The sequence below is a fragment of the Kitasatospora atroaurantiaca genome, assembly GCF_007828955.1.
Classification (GTDB): Bacteria; Actinomycetota; Actinomycetes; order Streptomycetales; family Streptomycetaceae; genus Kitasatospora; species Kitasatospora atroaurantiaca.
In genome coordinates this window covers 2,493,132-2,513,634 of record NZ_VIVR01000001.1, presented here as the reverse complement: position 1 = coordinate 2,513,634, position 20,503 = coordinate 2,493,132, and the positions used below count along the sequence as shown (strand labels likewise).

14 protein-coding genes are annotated in these 20,503 nt (G+C 69.5%); 10 read left to right on the top strand and 4 right to left on the bottom strand.

All coding sequences use genetic code 11. The features are described 5' to 3' along the window. Positions 1-3 precede the first annotated feature (3 nt). From FB465_RS11630 to argF, 3 genes are all read left to right on the top strand, one after another. Positions 4-1,584 carry a 3' terminal RNA ribose 2'-O-methyltransferase Hen1 gene (locus tag FB465_RS11630; RefSeq protein ID WP_145790086.1) on the top strand — a complete coding sequence of 527 codons (1,581 nt, stop codon included), beginning with the start codon at positions 4-6 and terminating at the stop codon, positions 1,582-1,584. Further along, positions 1,581-4,169, top strand: coding sequence for a polynucleotide kinase-phosphatase (locus tag FB465_RS11625; protein ID WP_145790084.1), 2,589 nt, complete (start codon positions 1,581-1,583; stop codon positions 4,167-4,169). Before FB465_RS11630 ends, FB465_RS11625 begins: the two co-directional genes overlap by 4 nt. A gap of 120 nt (positions 4,170-4,289) precedes the next feature. After that, positions 4,290-5,291 carry an ornithine carbamoyltransferase gene (gene argF / locus FB465_RS11620; RefSeq protein ID WP_145790083.1) on the top strand — a complete coding sequence of 334 codons (1,002 nt, stop codon included), beginning with the start codon at positions 4,290-4,292 and terminating at the stop codon, positions 5,289-5,291. A 23-nt stretch (positions 5,292-5,314) separates the two neighbouring features. On the opposite strand, the gene FB465_RS11615 is transcribed toward argF, so the two are convergent. Together FB465_RS11615 and FB465_RS11610 are read right to left on the bottom strand one after the other, a co-directional pair. Next, a complete protein-coding gene (locus FB465_RS11615) occupies positions 5,315-5,845 on the bottom strand; it encodes a superoxide dismutase family protein (RefSeq protein ID WP_145790081.1) in 531 nt (176 codons plus the stop codon). A 101-nt stretch (positions 5,846-5,946) separates the two neighbouring features. Continuing rightward, on the bottom strand, positions 5,947-6,363 hold the full coding sequence (locus tag FB465_RS11610; protein ID WP_145790079.1) for a type II toxin-antitoxin system VapC family toxin: 417 nt from the start codon (positions 6,361-6,363) through the stop codon (positions 5,947-5,949). 430 nt (positions 6,364-6,793) lie between these two features. On the opposite strand from FB465_RS11610, the gene acnA reads away from it, so the two are divergent. The 6 genes from acnA to FB465_RS11580 all read left to right on the top strand — a co-directional run bounded on the left by acnA (position 6,794) and on the right by FB465_RS11580 (position 15,394). Beyond that, on the top strand, positions 6,794-9,439 hold the full coding sequence (gene acnA / locus FB465_RS11605) for an aconitate hydratase AcnA (protein WP_145790077.1): 2,646 nt from the start codon (positions 6,794-6,796) through the stop codon (positions 9,437-9,439). A gap of 150 nt (positions 9,440-9,589) precedes the next feature. Then, entirely contained in the window at positions 9,590-10,213 is a 624-nt protein-coding gene (locus FB465_RS11600) for a maleylpyruvate isomerase family mycothiol-dependent enzyme (protein ID WP_145790076.1), read from the top strand. 108 nt (positions 10,214-10,321) lie between these two features. Then, positions 10,322-11,629, top strand: a complete 1,308-nt coding sequence (locus FB465_RS11595) for a glycoside hydrolase family 18 protein (protein ID WP_145790074.1) — start codon at positions 10,322-10,324, stop codon at positions 11,627-11,629. Positions 11,630-12,022: 393 nt separating this feature from the next. Further along, a complete protein-coding gene (gene ngcE, locus FB465_RS11590) occupies positions 12,023-13,429 on the top strand; it encodes an N-acetylglucosamine/diacetylchitobiose ABC transporter substrate-binding protein (RefSeq protein ID WP_145790072.1) in 1,407 nt (468 codons plus the stop codon). 77 nt (positions 13,430-13,506) lie between these two features. Beyond that, the gene (locus FB465_RS11585) at positions 13,507-14,439 is read left to right on the top strand and encodes a carbohydrate ABC transporter permease (protein WP_145790071.1); all 933 of its coding nucleotides are present in this window, start codon (positions 13,507-13,509) and stop codon (positions 14,437-14,439) included. A gap of 13 nt (positions 14,440-14,452) precedes the next feature. Beyond that, complete coding sequence (locus tag FB465_RS11580; RefSeq protein WP_145790069.1) at positions 14,453-15,394, top strand: carbohydrate ABC transporter permease; 942 nt, start codon at positions 14,453-14,455, stop codon at positions 15,392-15,394. 84 nt (positions 15,395-15,478) lie between these two features. On the opposite strand, the gene pepN is transcribed toward FB465_RS11580, so the two are convergent. Further along, on the bottom strand, positions 15,479-18,040 hold the full coding sequence (gene pepN, locus FB465_RS11575) for an aminopeptidase N (protein WP_145790067.1): 2,562 nt from the start codon (positions 18,038-18,040) through the stop codon (positions 15,479-15,481). 181 nt (positions 18,041-18,221) lie between these two features. On the opposite strand from pepN, the gene FB465_RS11570 reads away from it, so the two are divergent. Beyond that, positions 18,222-18,857 carry a mycothiol-dependent nitroreductase Rv2466c family protein gene (locus FB465_RS11570; RefSeq protein WP_145790065.1) on the top strand — a complete coding sequence of 212 codons (636 nt, stop codon included), beginning with the start codon at positions 18,222-18,224 and terminating at the stop codon, positions 18,855-18,857. A gap of 131 nt (positions 18,858-18,988) precedes the next feature. On the opposite strand, the gene FB465_RS11565 is transcribed toward FB465_RS11570, so the two are convergent. Continuing rightward, positions 18,989-20,395 (bottom strand): amino acid permease, encoded by a 1,407-nt coding sequence (locus FB465_RS11565; protein WP_145790063.1) that lies wholly within the window; start codon positions 20,393-20,395, stop codon positions 18,989-18,991. Positions 20,396-20,503: the final 108 nt, after the last annotated feature.

Genomic DNA, 20,503 nt, shown 5'->3' with positions numbered 1-20,503 from the left:
CGGGTGTTCATCTCGATCTCCACCACAGGAACGGCCGAGCGCCCAGCCACTGACCTGGGCTTTCTGCTTCACAAGCACCCCGACAAGGTGCAACGGTTCTCGACGTCCCACGGCGAGGCCCACGTCTTCTACCCCGAGGCGACCGAGCAGGCGTGCACGGCGGCCCTGCTGCTGGACATCGACCCGATCGCCCTGGTGCGTCGGGGGAGGGGCAAGGGCCGCGGTGGCTCGCCGGACTTCGCGCTGGCCCAGTACGTCAACGACCGCCCCTACGCCGCGTCCTCGCTGCTCGCGGTGGCGCTGCGGACGGTGTTCCGGACGGCGATGAAGGGCGTCTGCGAGACCAGGCCCGGGCTCGCCGACCAGCCGCTGCCGCTGCGGATCGCGCTGCCTGCCGTGCCCGCCAACGGTGCGGGGGAGGGCGGCGGTGCAGCGATGGTGCGCCGGCTCTTCGAGCCCCTCGGCTGGCAGGTCGAGGCAGCGGTGATCCCGCTGGACGAGGCCTTCCCCGAGTGGGGCGAGTCCCGGTACGTCCGGGTCGAGCTGAGCGCCACCGTGCGGCTGGCCGACGCGCTCCAGCAGCTGTACGTGCTGCTGCCGGTGCTCGACGGCTCCAAGCACTACTGGGTTGCGCCGGACGAGGTGGACAAGCTGCTCGACGCGGGGGAGGGCTGGCTGGGGGACCACCCGGAGCTGGCCCTGATCACCCGCCGCTACCTGGCCCGCCGCTGGTCCTTGGCCCGCACGGCGATGGAGCGCCTGGAGCTGGCCCGGCTCGCGGAGGCCGACGACCGCGAGGCCGAGGAGATCGACAACGCGGTGGACGACAGCGCGGTGGACGACACCTCGGAGCAGGGCCCGGAGCACGCCTCGCAGCAGGAGGAGAAGCCCGTCTCGCTCGGCGTCCAGCGACGCCAGGCCATCCTGACCGCCCTGAGCGAGGTCGGCGCGGCCAGGGTCCTCGACCTCGGCTGCGGCCAGGGTGAGCTGGTCGGTGCGCTGCTCAAGGACGTCCGGGTCACCGAGGTGCTCGGCGTGGACGTGTCCTCCCGGGCACTCTCGGCGGCCGCACGCAAGCTGCGCCTCGACCGGATGCCGGAGCGCCAGGCGGCCCGGGTCAAGCTCGTCCAGGGCGCGCTCACCTACACCGACGCACGCCTCAAGGGCTACGACGCGGCCGTGCTCTCCGAGGTCATCGAGCACCTCGACCTGCCCCGGCTGCCCGCCCTCGAGTACGCGGTGTTCGGCGCGGCCCGGCCGACCGCCGTGGTCGTGACCACCCCCAACGTCGAGTACAACGTCCGCTGGGAGACCCTCCCGGCCGGGCATGTCCGGCACGCCGACCACCGTTTCGAGTGGGACAGGGCGCAGTTCCTGGCCTGGGCGGAGCAGGTCGCCGACAAGTACGGATACACCGTCACCGTCCGCCCGGTGGGCCCGGTGGACGACGAGGTCGGCGCGCCGACCCAGCTCGCCCTGTTCCGCATCGGCACCACCGAGGCCACCACCGAGGCCACCACCACCGAAGCCACCACCGAGACCACCACCACCGAGACCACCACCGAAGGGAGCGCGGCCCGATGACCGATGCCACAGCGCCCACCGAGGTCCGCAGCCTCCCCGTCACCGACGTCTCGCTCGTCGTCCTGGTCGGCACCACCGGCGCGGGCAAGTCCAGCTTCGCCCGCAAGCACTTCCTGCCGACCCAGGTGATCTCCTCGGACTACTGCCGAGGCCTGGTGGCCGACGACGAGAACGACCAGTCGGCCTCGACCGAGGCCTTCGAGCTCCTGCACTACATCGTCGGCAAGCGCCTCGCCGCCGGCCGGCTCACCGTCGTGGACGCCACCAACGTCCAGCAGGAGGCCCGCAAGCAGCTGATCAAGATCGCCCGGGACCACGACGTGCTCCCGATCGCCATCGTGCTCGACATCCCGCCCGCCGTCTGCGCCGAGCGCAACCTGACCCGGCCCGACCGGCAGCTGCCCGCACACGTGATCCCCCGTCAGCAGCGCGAGCTCCGCCGCTCGCTCAGAGGCCTGGAGCGCGAGGGCTTCCGCAAGGTGCACATCCTGCGTGGCGAGGCCGAGGTCGACGCCGCCGAGATCGTCATCGAGAAGCGCTACAACGACCTGCGCCACCTCACCGGCCCGTTCGACATCGTCGGCGACATCCACGGCTGCCGCTCCGAGCTGGAGACCCTGCTCACCCGCCTCGGCTACACCCTGACCAGGGACGAGCAGGGCCGTCCGGTCGACGCCGCACACCCCGAGGGCCGTACCGCGGTCTTCGTCGGCGACCTGGTCGACCGCGGCCCGGACACCCCCGGCGTGCTGCGCCTGGTGATGGGCATGGTTGCGGCCGGCCACGCCGTCTGCGTCCCCGGCAACCACGAGAACAAGCTCGGCCGCCACATGGACGGCAGGAAGGTCACCGTCTCGCACGGCCTCCAGGAGTCGCTGGACCAGCTGGCCGGGGAGAGCGAGGAGTTCCGTACGCAGGTGCGGGCCTTCATGCGGGACCTGGTCAGCCACTACCTCCTGGACGGTGGCAACCTCGTGGTCTGCCACGCCGGCCTGCCCGAGAAGTACCACGGCCGCAACTCCGGCCGGGTCCGATCGCACGCGCTGTACGGGGACACCACGGGCGAGACCGACGAGTACGGCCTCCCGGTCCGCTACCCGTGGGCCGAGGAGTACCGCGGCCGCGCCCTGGTGGTGTACGGCCACACGCCCGTCCCGACGGCGAGCTTCGTCAACAACACCATCTGCCTGGACACCGGCTGCGTCTTCGGCGGCAGCCTCACCGCCCTGCGCTACCCCGAGCGCGAGCTGGTCAGCGTCGAGGCGGAGCAGGAGTGGTACGCGCCGGTCCGCCCGATGCACGCGGACGCACCGGGTGCCCGGGAGGGCCGTCCGCTGGACCTCGCCGACGTGGCGGGCCGCCGGATCGTCGAGACCACGCAGCACGGCCGCGTCTCGATCCGGGAGGAGAACTCCGCCGCCGCACTGGAGGTGATGAGCCGCTTCGCGCTCGACCCGCGGCTGCTCGCCTACCTCCCGCCGACCATGGCGCCCTCCGCCACCTCGCGCCGCGAGGGATACCTGGAGCACCCCGAGGAGGCCTTCTTCGCGTACCGCAACGACGGCGTCCAGCACGTCATCTGCGAGGAGAAGCACATGGGCTCCCGCGCCGTCGTCCTGGTCGCCCGGGACGGTGCGGCACTGGAGAAGCGGTTCGGCATCGAGGGCCCCGGCGCGATCTGGACCCGTACCGGCCGTGCCTTCCTCAACGACGACGAGCTCACCGGCGCGGTGCTCGACCGGGTCCGCGCCGCCGCCGAGCGAGCCGGTCTCTTCGAGGAGCTGAACACCGGCTGGCTGCTGCTGGACGCCGAGCTGATGCCCTGGTCGCTCAAGGCGGTCGAGCTGCTGCGCCGCCAGTACGCGGCCGTCGGTGCGGCGGCGGCCGCGGCGCTGCCGCAGGTGCTCACCGCACTGGACCAGGCCTCCGGCCGAGGACTGGAGGTCGGCGCGCTGGCCGACCGGCAGCGGCAGCGGGCGGTGGACGCCGAGGCCTTCACCGCCGCGTACCGCCGCTACTGCTGGCCGACCGAGGGGCTCTCGGGCATCCGGCTCGCACCCTTCCAGGTACTGGCCGCCGAGGGGGCCAACCTCGCCGTGCGTCCGCATGACGAGCACCTCGGGTGGATCGACCGGCTGGTCGCCGCGGACGACCCACAGGCGCCGATCCTGCAGCGCACCGGCCGCCTCGTGGTCGACACCTCCGACGAGGCGTCGATCGCGGCGGGCCTCGCCTGGTGGGAGGAGCTCACCGGGGCCGGAGGCGAGGGCATGGTGGTCAAGCCGCTGGCCTCCCTCGCCCGCGGGAAGGCGGGGGAGGGGCGTCCGGGCGGGTTGATCCAGCCGGGCGTCAAGGTCCGTGGCCGCGAGTACCTGCGGATCATCTACGGCCCGGACTACACCCGGTACCTGGACCAGCTGCGCCAGCGCTTCCTCGGCCACAAGCGGTCGCTCGCCCTTCGCGAGTACGCCCTCGGCCTGGAGGCCCTGGACCGCCTGGCGGCCGGCGAGCCGCTCTGGCGGGTGCACGAGCCGGTGTTCGCCGTGCTCGCCCTGGAGTCCGAGCCGGTGGACCCGAGGCTGTGACCGAGGGCTGACCCCGCAGCGACTGCGGGGTCAGCCCGCTCACATCAAACCCCTGCATATAAATTCGGAGCGTCGTATACACTTCCCCTCTCAGTGTCCCCGTCACCCCAGGAGCCCGGCATGGCCCTCAACCTCCGGAACCGGCACTTCCTCAAGGAGCTGGACTTCACCCCGCAGGAGTTCCGCTTCCTGCTCGACCTCTCCGCGCAGCTCAAGGCCGCCAAGTACGCCGGGACGGAGCAGCAGCGGCTGCGCGGCAAGAACATCGCGCTGATCTTCGAGAAGACCTCGACCCGTACGCGCTGCGCCTTCGAGGTGGCGGCCCACGACCAGGGCGCGAGCACCACCTACCTGGACCCGTCGGGTTCGCAGATCGGCCACAAGGAGTCCATCAAGGACACCGCCCGCGTCCTCGGCCGGATGTTCGACGGCATCGAGTACCGGGGGCACGGCCAGGAGATCGTCGAGGAGCTGGCCGCCCACGCCGGTGTCCCGGTCTGGAACGGCCTGACCGACGAGTGGCACCCCACCCAGATGCTGGCCGACATCCTGACCATCCAGGAGCACAGCAGCAAGCCGCTGGCGGACGTCACCCTCGTCTACCTCGGGGACGCCCGCTGCAACACCGGCAACTCACTGCTCGTCACGGGCGCCCTGCTCGGCCTGGACATCCGGATCGTGGCGCCCAAGCAGCTCTGGCCCACCGACGAGGTCCAGAAGGCCGCCCAGTCGCTCGCCGAGTCCACCGGCGCCCGGATCACCCTGACCGAGGACGTGGCGGCCGGGGTGGCGGGTGCCGACTTCCTCTACACCGACGTCTGGGTCTCGATGGGCGAGCCCAAGGAGGTCTGGGCCGAGCGGATCGCCCTGCTGAAGCCGTACCAGGTCTCGATGGAGACCGTGCGCGCGACGGGCAACCCGGCCGTGAAGTTCCTGCACTGCCTCCCGGCCTTCCACGACCTGGGCACGGTGATCGGCCGGCAGATGTACGAGACCACCGGCATGACCGAGCTGGAGGTCACCGACGAGGTGTTCGAGTCCCGCCACTCGGTGGTCTTCGACCAGGCGGAGAACCGGCTGCACACCATCAAGGCCGTCCTGGTCGCCACCCTCGGGGCCTGACGGGAGATCAGTAGCGCGGGGGTTCAGAACTTCACGTTCACGCAGGCCACCCGGTCGGCCGTGCCATGCGCACCGGCCGGCCGGCCCGCGTGCAGCACGATCGAGCGGGCCCCGCCCTCGCGGAACGACCAGTCCACCGCCGCGCTCGCCGTGCCCCGCCCCTCCTTGTCCGTACGGACCGTCAGCCGCATCTCGTTGCGGTCGTTGGCGTACGCGGGGTCGATGGACGGCTGAACCGGGTCCGCCACGTTCTGGTAGTGCGGGCCGGAGGTCGCCGCGTCGGTCCCGCACCGCCCGGTGTGCACATGTGCCGGGAACTCGTGACCGGCCGCCACACCGGACATCCGTACCTCCACCGAGGTCTGCCCGGCCCTGCGTGTCACGGAGACGCGCACCTTGGAACCGTAGGGAACGAGATCCGGCGCGTAGCTGACGGCCGTCGGCGGGACGAAGCCCGAGGCGCGGTCGAAGGTGGTCTCGATCACCGTCGTGGACGGGACCAGGGACGGCAGCAGCGCGAGCGGCACCAGAGCGGCGGGGAGCGGGGCGGGCATCGGGATCGACCTTCCGGCAGGACGAGCGTGAACACCGCTCACCGTGCCGTCCCGCCCCACCGGGACGCACGCCGCCGTGCCGCACAGTCACCCTTATGAGGTCACCCCTGTGAGCTCGCGGCCGGCCCGATCCCGCGGATCTCGCAGCGCGGCCCGCTGGCGCGCATCAGCCGCAGGTCGGCCGTCACCAGGGGCGCCCCGAGCTGCTCGGCGACGGCCACGTAGGCCGCGTCGTCGGGCGTCAGATTGTCCTTGAGCTCCCAGATCCGGCCGAGCAGCGGTGCGACCTCCACCTTGCGGATCGCCAGCCCCGGCAGCTGCGCCGCCAGCTCGGCCACCCGCGCCGCGCCGAGCTCGCGCGCCAGATACAGCCCCCGCAGGGACTGCATCACCTCGATCACCACATGCTCGGGGGCCACCCACTCGCCGTCCGCCGCCAGCGCGGCCCGCGCGGCCTCGCCGCGCTCGCCCTCGTCGGCCAGGGCGAGCACCAGCGCGGACGCGTCCACCACGATCATCTGTCGGCCCCCGGCCTGTCGGTACCTCGGTGCGGCATCGCCTGACTCCCTCGTCACGTCAGGTGTACGGCCACGGTAGTCCGTGGGCCCCGTCCCGCAGAGCCGAGTGCGGCCCGCCGGCGTGCACGCGCGAAGTTGCGGTACGCCATCGGCAGGTGAAGTTTGGAGAGGTATCGCGGCGGGGCCGTCAGATGGGCATGCCTGACGTCACACTCAACCGGGCATGCATTATGGTTTATCTCGACATCGAGATAACTCCGCGCTATGATTTATCTTGACGTCAAGATACTTGCCGAGAGGCGTACGCCCCCACCATCAAAAAGGTAAGGCTTACCTTACCAGTAGGTGGCGCCGGCGGGCCGGACCGGCTCGGATCGTGTGGTCCACCCGAACCCCACGCACCGCACGAAGCACTTAGAAGGAGTCAGTCGTGTCCGCGAACAGCTTCGACGCCCGCAGCTCGCTGCAGGTGGGCGACGAGTCGTACGAGATCTTCAAGCTCTCCGCCGTCGAGGGTTCCGAGCGGCTGCCGTACAGCCTCAAGGTGCTGCTGGAGAACCTGCTCCGCACCGAGGACGGCGCGAACATCACCGCCGCCCACATCAGCGCGCTGGGCAACTGGGACGCCGCCGCAGAGCCGAGCGAGGAGATCCAGTTCACGCCGGCCCGCGTGATCATGCAGGACTTCACCGGTGTGCCGTGCGTCGTCGACCTCGCCACCATGCGTGAGGCCGTCAAGGAGCTGGGCGGCGACCCGGCGAAGATCAACCCGCTCGCCCCCGCCGAGCTGGTCATCGACCACTCCGTCATCGCCGACAAGTTCGGCACCCCGGACGCCTTCGTCCAGAACGTCGAGATCGAGTACGGCCGCAACAAGGAGCGCTACCAGTTCCTGCGCTGGGGCCAGACCGCGTTCGACGAGTTCAAGGTCGTCCCCCCGGGCACCGGCATCGTGCACCAGGTGAACATCGAGCACCTGGCCCGCTCGATCATGGTCCGCAACGGCCAGGCCTACCCCGACACCTGCGTCGGCACCGACTCGCACACCACCATGGTCAACGGTCTGGGCGTGCTGGGCTGGGGCGTCGGCGGCATCGAGGCCGAGGCCGCGATGCTCGGCCAGCCGGTCTCCATGCTGATCCCGCGCGTGGTCGGCTTCAAGCTCAACGGCCAGCTCCCGGCCGGCGCCACCGCCACCGACCTGGTGCTCACCATCACCGAGATGCTGCGCAAGCACGGTGTGGTCGGCAAGTTCGTCGAGTTCTACGGCGAGGGCGTCAGCTCCATCCCGCTGGCCAACCGCGCCACCATCGGCAACATGTCGCCGGAGTTCGGCTCGACCTGTGCGATCTTCCCGATCGACGCCGAGACCATCACCTACCTCAAGCTCACCGGCCGCAGCGAGCAGCAGCTCGCCCTGGTCGAGGCGTACGCCAAGGAGCAGGGCCTCTGGCACGACCCGTCGGTCGAGCCGGTCTACTCCGAGTACCTCGAGCTGGACGTCTCCACCGTCGTCCCGTCGATCGCCGGCCCGAAGCGCCCGCAGGACCGCGTGGTCCTGGCCGAGGCCGCCGCCAAGTTCGCCGAGGCGCTGCCGGCCTACTCCGCCGAGGCCTCGAAGCCGACCGCGGTGACGGCCCCTGACGGCTCGTCGTACGAGATCGACAACGGCGCGGTCGTGATCGCCTCGATCACCTCCTGCACCAACACCTCCAACCCCTCCGTCATGCTGGGCGCCGCCCTGCTGGCGAAGAAGGCCGTGGAGAAGGGCCTGCACGTCAAGCCCTGGGTCAAGACCACCCTGGCCCCCGGGTCCAAGGTCGTCATGGACTACTACGAGAAGGCCGGCCTGCTCCCCTACATGGAGAAGCTGGGCTTCAACCTGGTCGGCTACGGCTGCGTCACCTGCATCGGCAACTCGGGCCCGCTGCCCGAGGAGGTCTCGAAGGCCGTCAACGATGCCGACCTGGCCGTCGTCTCGGTGCTTTCCGGCAACCGCAACTTCGAGGGCCGGATCAACCCCGACGTCAAGATGAACTACCTGGCCTCCCCGCCGCTGGTGGTCGCCTACGCCCTCGCCGGCAACATGAACGTCGACATCACCCGTGACGCGCTCGGCCAGGACGCGGACGGCAACGACGTCTTCCTCGCCGACATCTGGCCGACCGAGCAGGAGGTCGCCGCGGTCGTCGCCGGCTCCATCGACGAGGCGATGTTCGACAAGGGCTACCAGGACGTCTTCGCCGGCGACCACCGCTGGCAGTCGCTCCCCGTCCCGACCGGCAACACCTTCGAGTGGGACGCCGAGTCCACCTACGTCCGCAAGCCCCCATACTTCGAGGGCATGGCGAAGGACCCGAGCCCGGTCACCGACATCGCCGGTGCCCGCGTGCTCGCCAAGCTGGGCGACTCGGTCACCACCGACCACATCTCCCCGGCCGGCAACATCAAGCCGGGCACCCCGGCCGCGCAGTACCTCACCGAGCACGGTGTGGAGAAGCGCGACTTCAACTCGTACGGCTCTCGCCGTGGCAACCACGAGGTGATGATCCGCGGCACCTTCGCCAACATCCGCCTGCGCAACCAGATCGCGCCGGGCACCGAGGGCGGCTACACCCGCGACTTCACACAGGCCGACGCGCCGGTGTCGTTCATCTACGACGCCGCGCAGAACTACCAGGCCGCCGGCGTCCCGCTGGTCATCCTGGCGGGCAAGGAGTACGGCTCCGGCTCCTCCCGTGACTGGGCTGCCAAGGGCACCGCGCTGCTGGGCGTCAAGGCCGTCATCGCCGAGTCGTACGAGCGCATCCACCGCTCGAACCTGATCGGCATGGGCGTCCTGCCGCTGCAGTTCCCCGAGGGCCGGACCGCCGACTCGCTGGGCCTGACCGGCGAGGAGACCTTCTCCATCACCGGCGTGACCGCGCTGAACGAGGGCGGCATCCCGCAGACCGTCAAGGTCAAGGCGGGCGAGGTGGAGTTCGACGCCAAGGTGCGCATCGACACCCCCGGTGAGGCGGACTACTACCGCAACGGCGGCATCCTGCAGTACGTGCTGCGCAGCCTGATCGGCTGACAAGCAGCGGTTGCACCATCCAGGGGCGCGAGGAACTGTGCGCCGGCCCGTAGAGGGCTGGTCGAGCAGTTCCTCGCGCCCCTGCCGTGTTGCCCGACCGCCTCGGCGGAGCTCCGAGCGGCCGGGCCGTCTTCGTGTTACCACGGAGGTATGAGAACCGACCCGTGGTCGCTGATCCACGCCGAGCGCCGCGCCCTGCTGGCGGACGTGCAGGAGCTGACCCCGGAGCAGTGGGCGACGCCTTCGCTCTGTGTTGGCCGTACGGTCCGAGACACCCTCGCGCACATGGCGGCGACCGCCCGGATGACGCAGGCGGGCTTCTTCCTGAAGCTGGCCAAGGCCGGCTTCCGCTTCGAGGTGATGACCGCCCGGGAGATCGCCGAGCTCACCCGGGGGACGTCCCAGGACACCCTGGACCGCTTCGCCGAGCAGCTGAGCTCGACCAGCCACCCGCCGGGCCCGGACGACAGCTGGCTGGGCGAGACGGTGGTGCACGGCGAGGACATCCGGCGGCCGCTGGGGATCGTCCACGACTACCCCGCCGAGGCGCTGACCCGCTGCGCCGACTTCTACCGCAGTTCGAACCTCCTGATCGGCGGCAAGCGCAGGGTCGCGGGGCTGACCCTGCGGGCGACCGACGCGGACTGGTCGGCGGGCAGCGGTCCCGAGGTGTCCGGCCCGATGCTGTCGCTGCTGCTCGCGGTCACCGGTCGCCCGGCGGGCCTGACGGATCTCACCGGAGAGGGACTGTCCGTCCTCACGGCCCGGATGTAGGACGGCCCTCTTGTGCGAAGCGCCCTCAGTGGACTAAACCTCTGTTTCAGCTTGGTCCAGACCAATTGACGCTGACTCAGAGAAAGCCACGGGTCTTCTCGCATGCGCATGCCCAGACGCACCTCAGCACTCATCGCGGCCACGACACTTGCCGCGCTCGTCTCCGCCCCCACCGCCCAGGCGCACGACACCCACCGCCTGAAGGGCCAGCGGGTGGGCTACTTCACCCAGTGGGGCATCTACGGCGGCTTCTCCGCCAAGAAGGTGCAGACCTCCGGCCAGGCCGGCAAGCTCACCGTCCTGAACTACGCCTTCGGCAACGTCTCCGCCGACGGCACCTGCTTCGAGGCCAACGCGGCCGGTGTCGGCGACGCCTGGGCCGACTACCAGCGGCCGGTCGGCGCAGAGGAGTCGGTGGACGGCGTCGCCGACGCCGCCGAGCAGCCGATGAAGGGCAACTTCAACCAGCTGCGCAAGCTCAAGGCAGCCAATCCGCAGCTCAAGGCGGTGATCTCACTGGGCGGTTGGACCTGGTCCAAGTACTTCTCGGATGCGGCCGCGACCGACGCCTCACGCAAGAAGTTCGTCTCCTCCTGCCTCGACCTGTACCTCAGGGGCAACCTCCCGCAGCTCGGCTCGGCCGAGGGCGGTACGGGCGCCGGAGCCGGGGTGTTCGACGGCATCGACATCGACTGGGAGTACCCGGGCGGCGGCGGTGACGCCGGCAACGTCGTCCGCCCCGAGGACGGGCACAACTACACCCTGCTGATGCAGGAGTTCCGCCGGCAGCTCGACGAGCTCGGCGGCAAGGCGCGGACGCACTACCTGCTCACCGCCGCCGTCCCGGCGAACGAGGCCAAGGCGGACCGGCTGGAGATCGAGAAGGTCGCCAGGTCGGTGGACTGGCTGAACCTGATGACCTACGACCTGCACGGCTCCTGGGAGTCCCTCGGCCCGACCGACCACAACGCCAACCTCTACTCGGACCGCGCCGACCCGGCCACCGACAACCGCGGCTACAGTGCGGACCGGGTCGTCCGGCACTACCTGGACCGCGGCCTGCCGTCCGAGAAGGCCGTCCTCGGCGTCCCGTTCTACGGCTACGGCTGGACGGGCGTGCCGGCCGGCGACAAGTTCGGCCTGTACCAGCCGGCCACCGGTCTCGCCAGGGGAGGCAGCCTGCCGTACAACCAGATCAAGGACCTGCCGGGTACCGTCCACTACGACTGGTTCCACGGTGCGACCTGGAAGTACGACGGCACCGACTTCTGGTCCTACGACACCCCGGAGCTGCTCACCCGCAAGGCGCAGTACTCCCGCTGGAACGGCCTCGGCGGTGTGATGATCTGGTCCCTGGACAACGACGACGCCCAGGGTTCGCTGGTCTCCGCGCTGGACAGGGGTCTGACGTACTAGACGTACCGGCCAGACGTACCGGAAGCCCTCGTACGCGCAGCTTCGCACATCACAGATCTGCTTCGTGATGCGCGAAGCTGCGCGTTTCTATGTTCAAACGCGCAGGATCGCGCTAGATTCTCCGTCGTCAGCGGGTCATCAGGCGCAATATGCAGACTCCCTGCGCATTGCACATGCTGCACCGCCGACAACGCTTTGACCTCCAGGGGTCACATCCGGCGGTCTGACTATTGCCGCCAGATGAACAGTGGACTATACCTTTGCGCATCACAGAAACCGCCCCTGACCGGCACCTCTGCCGTTAGGCGCGCCTGACTCAACAGGAATTGACGATCCGTCAACACCTGCCAGCAATCCTCAGATCTTCTGGACACCCGAGGGGTTAGGGCACTCATGGGCTCTGCAACCGAGTACAACCGCCGTGACATCTTCAAGCGGGCAGCCGGCATCGCCGTGCTCGCGGCCGGCGGCGGCTCCCTGCTCGCCGCCTGCGCGGGTGGCACCGGCAGCAGCAACGACAAGGGCGGGAAGTCCGGCGCCACCAACCTCAGCGACCCGAAGAACCCGTTCGGCGTCAAGGACGGCGACGGGCTCGAGGTCTTCATCTTCGACGGCGGCTACGGCAACGAGTACGCCAAGGCCTTCGAGGCCATCTACTCGAAGAGCTACCCGGGCGCCAAGGTCAACCACACGGCCGACAAGGACGTCACCGGCAAGCTCCAGCCCCGCTTCAACGCGGGCAGCCCGCCGGACGTCATCGACGACTCGGGTGCCCACAAGATCGCGCTGGACGTGCTGGCCGACTCGAACCAGCTCACCGACCTCGCCCCGCTGCTGGACGCGCCGTACATCGACGACCCGTCCAAGAAGATCCGCGACGTGCTGATGCCCGGCACCATCGAGTCCGGCACCGTCAAGGGCAAGCTCGTCAACCTGTCCTACGTCTACACCGTCTTCGGCTTCTGGTACTCCAACAAGCTCTTCAAGGAGCACGGCTGGACGGCGCCGAAGACCTGGGTCGAGTTCATCGCGCTCTGCGAGAAGATCAAGGCCGCCGGTATCGCCCCGCTGGCCCACCAGGGCAAGTACCCGTACTACATCAACGTCGTCATGATGGACATGATCGCCAAGCAGGGCGGCCTCGACCTCATGAAGCGGATCGACAGCCTGGACGCCGCCGCCTGGGACGAGCCGGCCGTGAAGACCGCGGTCGAGGCCTTCTACCAGGTCGTCGACAAGGACTTCCTGCTCCCCGGCACCAACGGCATGACCCACACCGAGTCGCAGACCGCGTGGAACCAGTACAAGGCCGCGTTCATCCCCTCCGGCTCCTGGATCGAGAACGAGCAGCTGGCCACCACGCCCGCCGACTTCGACATGGCCTTCCTGCCGATGCCCTCGCTGGCCGGCGACAAGCTGCCCTTCGAAGCGATCCGCGCCGGTGCCGGTGAGCCGTTCATCGTGCCGTCCAAGGCCAAGAACGTGGCCGGCGGCCTCGAGTTCCTCCGGATGATGCTGACCAAGGAGGCCTCGGGCAAGTTCGCCCAGACCGCCAACAGCCTCACCTGCCTCAAGGACGGTGTCGGTCCCGAGGTCAAGCTGAAGCCGGGCACCGCCTCCACCGTGGTGGCCCTGAAGGCCGCCGGCGCCAACACCTTCAACTTCCAGTACCCGAACACCGCGAGCAAGTTCGACGAGGACCTGCAGAACGCCTCGGGCGAGCTGATGGCCAAGCGCATCACTCCGGCGGAGTGGATCAAGCGCGCCAAGGACTCGGCCGCCAAGAACAAGACCGCCTGACCAGCGGAGTGACAGACGCACCGGGGGCCCCGCACCGCCCCCGGTGCGTCAACGCCTGACGGACAGGAGAAGTGACGATGCGTCACGGCAAGTACCCCTTCATCGTGGGGTTCCTCTTTCTACCGATCGTGCTGTACGTGGGCCTGGTGCTGTGGCCGTACGCGCAGACCTTCGGCTACTCCCTGACCGACTGGTCCGGGCAGAGTCAGGAGATGAACTTCGTCGGCCTGGCGAACTACGGCAAACTCCTCGATGACCAGGTCTTCCTGGGCGCGCTCTGGCACAACCTGTTCCTGCTGATCCTGCTTCCGGTCGTGACGATCCTGATCGCACTCTTCTTCGCCTTCATGCTCAACGTCGGCGGCAAGGGCGGCACCGGGGGAGTCCAGGGCGTGCGCGGGGCCGGCTTCTACAAGGTGGTCTTCTTCTTCCCGCAGGTGCTCTCCATCGCGATCCTCGCGGTGCTGTGGGGCGCGGTCTACCGTACCGACGGCAGCGGTCTGGCCAACGGCATCCTGATCAAGCTCGGTCTGGCGACCGAGCACGACCCGGTGCAGTGGCTCTCCGACCCGGACATGGTCATGTGGTGCGTGCTCGCCGTGCTGGTCTGGGCGGGCGTCGGCTTCTACCTGGTGCTGTTCTCGGCGGCCATGCAGTCCATCCCCAAGGACATCTACGAGGCGGCGCTGCTGGACGGTGCCAAGCGCGGCCAGACCTTCTTCAGGATCACCCTGCCGCTGCTCTGGGAGACCGTGCAGACCGCCTGGGTGTACCTGGCGATCGTCGCGATGGACGCCTTCGCGCTGGTCTCCAGCATCACCCCCGGCGCCTACTTCGGCGGTGGGCCCGACCACCACAGCGAGTTGATCTCCACCTATCTGATGCGCGGCTTCCTGCGGAACGGCCAGGCGGGCTACGCATGTGCGATGGGTGTGGTGATCTTCTTCTTCACGCTGATCCTGTCCGTTGTCTCGCTGTGGGTCACCAAGCGCGAGAAGATCGAGTACTGAGCGGGGCATTGGCATGAGTACCAGCATCGACAACGCGACCGTACCCGCGCAGCGTTCGGCCAAGAGCCGCCCGGCGAGCAAGCAGCAGCGCTTCGCCGACGGCGGGGGAGCGCTGAACGTCTTCTCGCACGGCTTCCTGGCCCTGTGGGCCGTCCTGATCATCCTGCCGCTGGCCTGGGTGGTCCTCGGCTCCTTCAAGACCGACGCCCAGATCAACGGCAGCGCCTGGTCCTGGCCGTCCAGCTTCGGCTTCGACGCCTTCGGCCGGGCCTGGACCAAGGGCATCGGCGGCTTCTTCCTCAACACCCTGATCGTCCTGGCCGGTTCGGTCACCCTGACCATGCTGCTCGGGTCGATGGCGGCCTATGTGCTGGCCCGCTACGAGTTCAAGGGCAACAGGGTCATCTACTACCTGTTCGTGGCCGGCGCGATGTTCCCGGTCTACCTGGCCCTGGTGCCGCTGTTCTTCATGGTCCGCAACCTCGGCGAGATCACGCCGCTGCTGGGCCTGAACAGCTATGCGGGCCTGATTCTGGTGTACGTCGCGTACTCGCTGCCGTTCACCGTCTTCTTCATGTACTCGTTCTTCCGGACCCTGCCCACCGCCATCCATGAGGCGGCGCTGCTGGACGGCTGCTCGCACAGCCGGGCGTTCTTCCAGATCATGGTGCCGATGGCCAAGCCGGGTCTGATCAGCGTCGGCATCTTCAACGTGCTCGGCCAGTGGAACCAGTACATCCTGCCCGTCACCCTGATGCAGCCGACCACGGCGGGCGAGGCCGACCACTCGATGCTCGCCCAGGGCCTGGTCAACCTCGCGCTGCAGTCCGGCTACAAGAGCGACGCGCCCGCGCTGTTCGCCGGTATGACCATCGCGATGCTGCCGGTGCTGGTGGTGTACCTCTCCTTCCAGCGCCAGGTGCAGTCGGGCCTCACCTCGGCCACGCTCAAGTAGGCGCTCTCCCTGGGCAACCGGGCAACATCAGGGGCGCGGGGCTCTGTGTGGTCAACAGAGCCCCGCGCCCCTGCCCGGCTTGCGTCAGCCGCAGTCGCAGGCCTGGGCCCGCAGTGCGCGGGCCAGGTCGTCCCGGCACTCCAGAACGAGCCGCCGAAGCGCCGGTGCAGCCTGCCGGTGGTCCGCCAGCCACGCGTCGGTGGCGGCCAGCGTCTCCTCGGTGGTCTGCAGCCGCGGGAAGAAGCCGCCGACGATCCGCATCGCGATCTCGATGCTGCGCTGGGCCCAGATGTCCTCGAGCATCTCGAAGTACGGGGCGATGTACCCGGCGGTGAGCTCACGCTGGTTCGGCTGGGCGAAGCCCGCGATCTGCGCCTCCACCAGGGCGTTGGGCAGCTCGCCGGAGTCGACCACGGCCGACCAGGCCGCGGCCTTCGCGCCCGGGGTCGGCAGCGCGGCCAGGCAGTGCGTCAGGTGCTGCTTGCCGCTGGCCGTGTTGTCCCGCTCCAGCTCGGCCCGGAGCTCCTCGGAGCTCGCCGCACCGGCGGCGGCCAGGGTGAGCCAGAGCGACCAGCGCAGCTCCTGGTCGACGGCCAGGCCGTCGATCCGGGCGGTGCCGGCCAGCAGTCCGCTGACCAGCCGCAGGTGTTCGGTACCGGTCGCGGTCTGAGCGAGGAAGCGGGCCCAGGCCAGCTGGTGGTCGCTGCCCGGCGCGGCGGCACGCAGTTCGCGCAGCGCGCTCTCGGCCAGCAGTCGGCCGGCCTCGGGCCGCGAGTCCGGGTCGGCGTACAGGTCCAGCGCGCCCTTGGCCTGCAGGTGCAGGGACTGCAGCACGCCGATGTCCGACTCCGACCCGGCGAAGCGCTGCACCAGGGCGAGGTAGTCGCGGGCCGGCATCAGGCCGTCCCGGGTGAGGTTCCAGACCGCCGACCAGGTCAGCGCGCGGGCCAGCGGATCGGCGATGTCGCCGAGGGCCGCGCGCAGGGTCTCCAGGGAGTGGTCGTCGAAGCGGATCTTGCAGTACGTCAGGTCGTCGTCGTTGAGCAGCACCAGCGCGGGCCGGGGCTGCCCGGCGAGCTCGGTGACAACCGTACGCGCGCCGGTGACGTCCAGCTCGACCCGGTGGGTGCGCTGCAGGTTACCGACGCTGTCGCGTTCGTAGAGGCCGATCGCAATCCGGTGCGGGCGCAGGACGTCCCCGTCCTGGAGCACGGCCAGCTCGGTGATCCGGCCCTCCGCGTCGGCGGTGATCTGCGGGGTGAGCGAGTTGACCCCGGCGGTCTGCAGCCAGGCGGCGGACCAGGAGGAGAGGTCGCGCCCGCTGGTCTCCTCAAGCACGCCGAGCAGGTCGCCGAGCACCGTGTTGCCGAAGGCATGGCGCTTGAAGTACTGCCGCGCGCCCTCGAAGAAGGCCTCGCGCCCGACGTACGCCACCAGCTGCTTGAGCACCGAGGCGCCCTTGGCGTAGGTGATGCCGTCGAAGTTGAGCTTGGCGTCCTCGAGGTCGCGGATGTCCGCGGTGATCGGGTGCGTGGTCGGGAACTGGTCCTGCCGGTACGCCCACGCCTTGCGGCGGTTGGCGAAGGTGATCCAGGCGGACCGGTACTTGGTGGCCTCCAGCTGCGAGAAGGAGCCCATGAAGTCGGCGAAGGACTCCTTGAGCCAGAGGTCGTCCCACCACTTCATGGTGACCAGGTCGCCGAACCACATGTGCGCCATCTCGTGCAGGATGACGTTCGCCCGGCCCTCGTACGCCGCCTCGGTGACCTTCGAGCGGAAGACGAACTCCTCGCGGAAGGTGACGCAGCCCGGGTTCTCCATCGCGCCGATGTTGTACTCCGGCACGAAGCACTGGTCGTACTTGCCGAACGGGTACGGGTAGTCGAACTCCTCGTGGAAGAAGTCCAGCCCCTGCTTGGTGACGGTGAAGATCTCGTCGGAGTCGAAGTACTGGGCCAGCGAGCGGCGGCAGGTGGCGGCGAGCGGGATCTCCAGCGTCGTGCCGTCGGCCAGCTTGCGGCTGTAGTGGTCGCGCGCGACGTGGTACGGGCCGGCCACCACCGCGGTCAGGTAGGTGGAGATCGGCTTGGTCGGCGCGAAGGTCCAGGTACGGGCGGTGCCTTCGGCGGTGACGTCCTCGTGCACGGCGTTGGAGTACACGTCCCAGGCGGCCGGCGCGGTCACCGTGAAGTGGAACGGTGCCTTGAGGTCCGGCTGCTCGAAGTCGGCGAACACCCGCCGGGCGTCGGCCGGCTCGTAGTGGGTGTAGAGGTACGTCTCGCCGTCGACCGGGTCGACGAAGCGGTGCATGCCCTCGCCGGTCCGGCTGTACGCGCAGTCGGCCTCGACCACCAGCAGGTTCTGCTCGGCCAGGCCGTCGAGCGTGACCCGGGCGCCGTCGAAGACCTCCGCCGGGTCGAGCGCGCGGCCGTTGAGGCTGACGGACCGGACGGCGGGGGCGAGCAGGTCCGCGAAGGTGGCCGCGCCCGGTGCGGAGCAGCGGAACGCGACGGTGGTGGTCGACCTGAAGGTGGCGGCCGCCGGATCCACGGCTGAGGTCACATCGAGGTGGACGTGGTAGCTCTCCACGCTGAGGATGCCGGCCCGCTGCTGGGCTTCCTCGCGGCTCAGGTTCTTGCCCGGCACGGGCGGTACTCCTTTGTCCGGCGCGCACGCTGTGCTTGGTGTGTCGGGAGGTCTTCCCGGGGGCATCCTTTCACGCACGGTCGTCCGTGCCATTGCACAGGTCCGGCGGAATCAGCGGCGGCCCTTCGCTGTTGCGCCCTGGTGGAAGAGCCCGCGCACCCCCGACCGAAGGACGCCGTCAGTGACGACCGCAGACTCCCGCAAGATCGCCGACTTCTGGTTCGACCCCATCTGCCCCTGGGCCTGGATGACCTCACGCTGGATGCTCGAGGTGGAGCAGCTCCGCCCGGTGGACACCAAGTGGCACGTGATGAGCCTGTCCGTCCTCAACGAGAACCGTGAGGACCTGCCGGAGCGCTACCGCGAACTGCTGGGCAAGGGCTGGGGCCCGGTCCGCGTACTGATCGCCGCCGCCCAGGCGCACGGGGACAAGGTGCTCGGCCCGCTCTACACCGAGCTCGGCACCCGCTTCCACAACCAGGGCCTGCCCAACGAGCGTTCGACCATCGAGGCCGCGCTGGAGGCGGCCGGTCTGCCGGTCGAGCTCGCGGACGCGGCCGACACCGACGCGTACGACGAGGCCCTGCGCGCCTCGCACGCCGAGGGAATCGGCCTGGTCGGCGAGGACGTCGGCACCCCGGTGATCGCGGTGGACGGCCCGGAAGGCGGCCGGGTCGCGTTCTTCGGCCCGGTGGTCACCCCGACCCCGCGCGGCGAGGCCGCCGCCCGGCTGTGGGACGGCACCCTGCTGGTCGCCTCGACGCCCGGCTTCTACGAGATCAAGCGCACCCGGACGGCCGGGCCGTCCTTCGAGTAAGGCCGACCCTTAACGAGTAACGGCCAACTCGAAGGGGCGCGGGGAACTGCGCGAGGCGGAAGGCGACGGTCCGTACCTTCCGGTTTCGCGCAGTTCCCCGCGCCCCTGGTCGTTGCCCCGACGCGTGAGGGTCAGGCGTTGCGGCGCTGCTTCCAGTACCCGAGCGCCGAGAGCACTGCGACGAGGACGCCCGCCGCGTAGAGCTGCTCGCGGTTGCCCTCGGTGGTGGTCATCAGGGCCAGGATGCCGACCACCGCGGCCAGCGCAGCCCAGGTCAGGTACGGGTAGCCCCACATCCGGACGGTGAGCAGCTCGGGCGACTCGCGCTCCAGCCGCTTGCGCATCCGCAGCTGGGCGACGCAGATGAAGATCCAGACCACCAGGATCGCCACGCCGGTGGTGTTCATCAGCCAGGTGAACACGGTGTCCGGCCACACCTTGCCGGCCAGCACCGCGCCGAAGCCGAAGGCACACGAGGCCAGCACGGCCACGCGCGGCACGCCGCCGCTGACCTTGGCCAGCACCTTCGGGCCCTCGCCCCGGGAGACCAGCGAGTACGCCATCCGGGAGGAGCCGTAGATGTTGGCGTTCATCGCGGACAGCAGCGCGATCAGCACCACGACCTGCATGATCGTGCCGGCTGCGGGGATCCCCAGGTGCTGGAGCACCGTCACGTACGGGCCGTCGGAGGCGACCTTCGGGTCGTTCCACGGGACCAGGGTGACGATCAGCGCCATCGAGCCGATGTAGAAGACGGCGATCCGCCAGACCGCGGTGCGCACCGCGTTCGCGACGTTGCGCTTGGGGTCGTCCGACTCGGCGGCCGCGATGGTCACCGTCTCCAGACCGCCGTACGCGAAGACCGAGGCCAGCAGGCCGACGATCAGGCCGTCCAGGCCGTTCGGCAGGAAGCCGCCCTGGCCGGTGAGGTTGCTGGTGCCGGGGGCGCCGTGGCCGAGGACACCGGTGACACCGAGGATGCCGAGGGCCAGGAAGGCCGCGATCGCGGCGATCTTGATGGCGGCGAACCAGAACTCGAACTCGCCGAAGTTCTTCACGGCGGTGAGGTTGCTGGCGCAGAAGAACACCATGAAGACGCCGACCCAGGCCCAGGCGGGCACGCCGGGGATCCAGCCGTTCATGATCTTGCCGGCGGCGGTCGCCTCGGCGGCGACACCGCAGCAGAGCATCACCCAGAACATCCAGCCGGCCGTAATCCCGGCCCAGGGCCCGATCTCCCGCTCGGCGTGCACCGAGAACGAGCCGGAGGCGGGACGGGCGGCGGACATCTCACCGAGCATCCGCATGACCAGCATGACCAGCAGGCCGGACAGCGCGAAGGCCAGGATGACGGCCGGCCCGGCGGCGGCGATACCGGCACCCGAGCCGACGAAGAGGCCGGCGCCGATCACCCCGCCGAGCGCGATCATCGAGAGGTGTCGCTGCTTGAGGCCGTGCGACAGCTGCTGGCCCGAGGACCCGGAATCGGACGCCAGGTCCGTGGGCTCCAGCGTCTGCTGTTGGGTGGGGGTCGGCATAAGGGCGGATCCAGACTGTACGAATAGCGGCAAGAGCGCTCCACTATTCGGCACGGTCGGTGGCCATGCCAACAGGATGTGCCCGGAGGACCGGTATCCGGACACCGA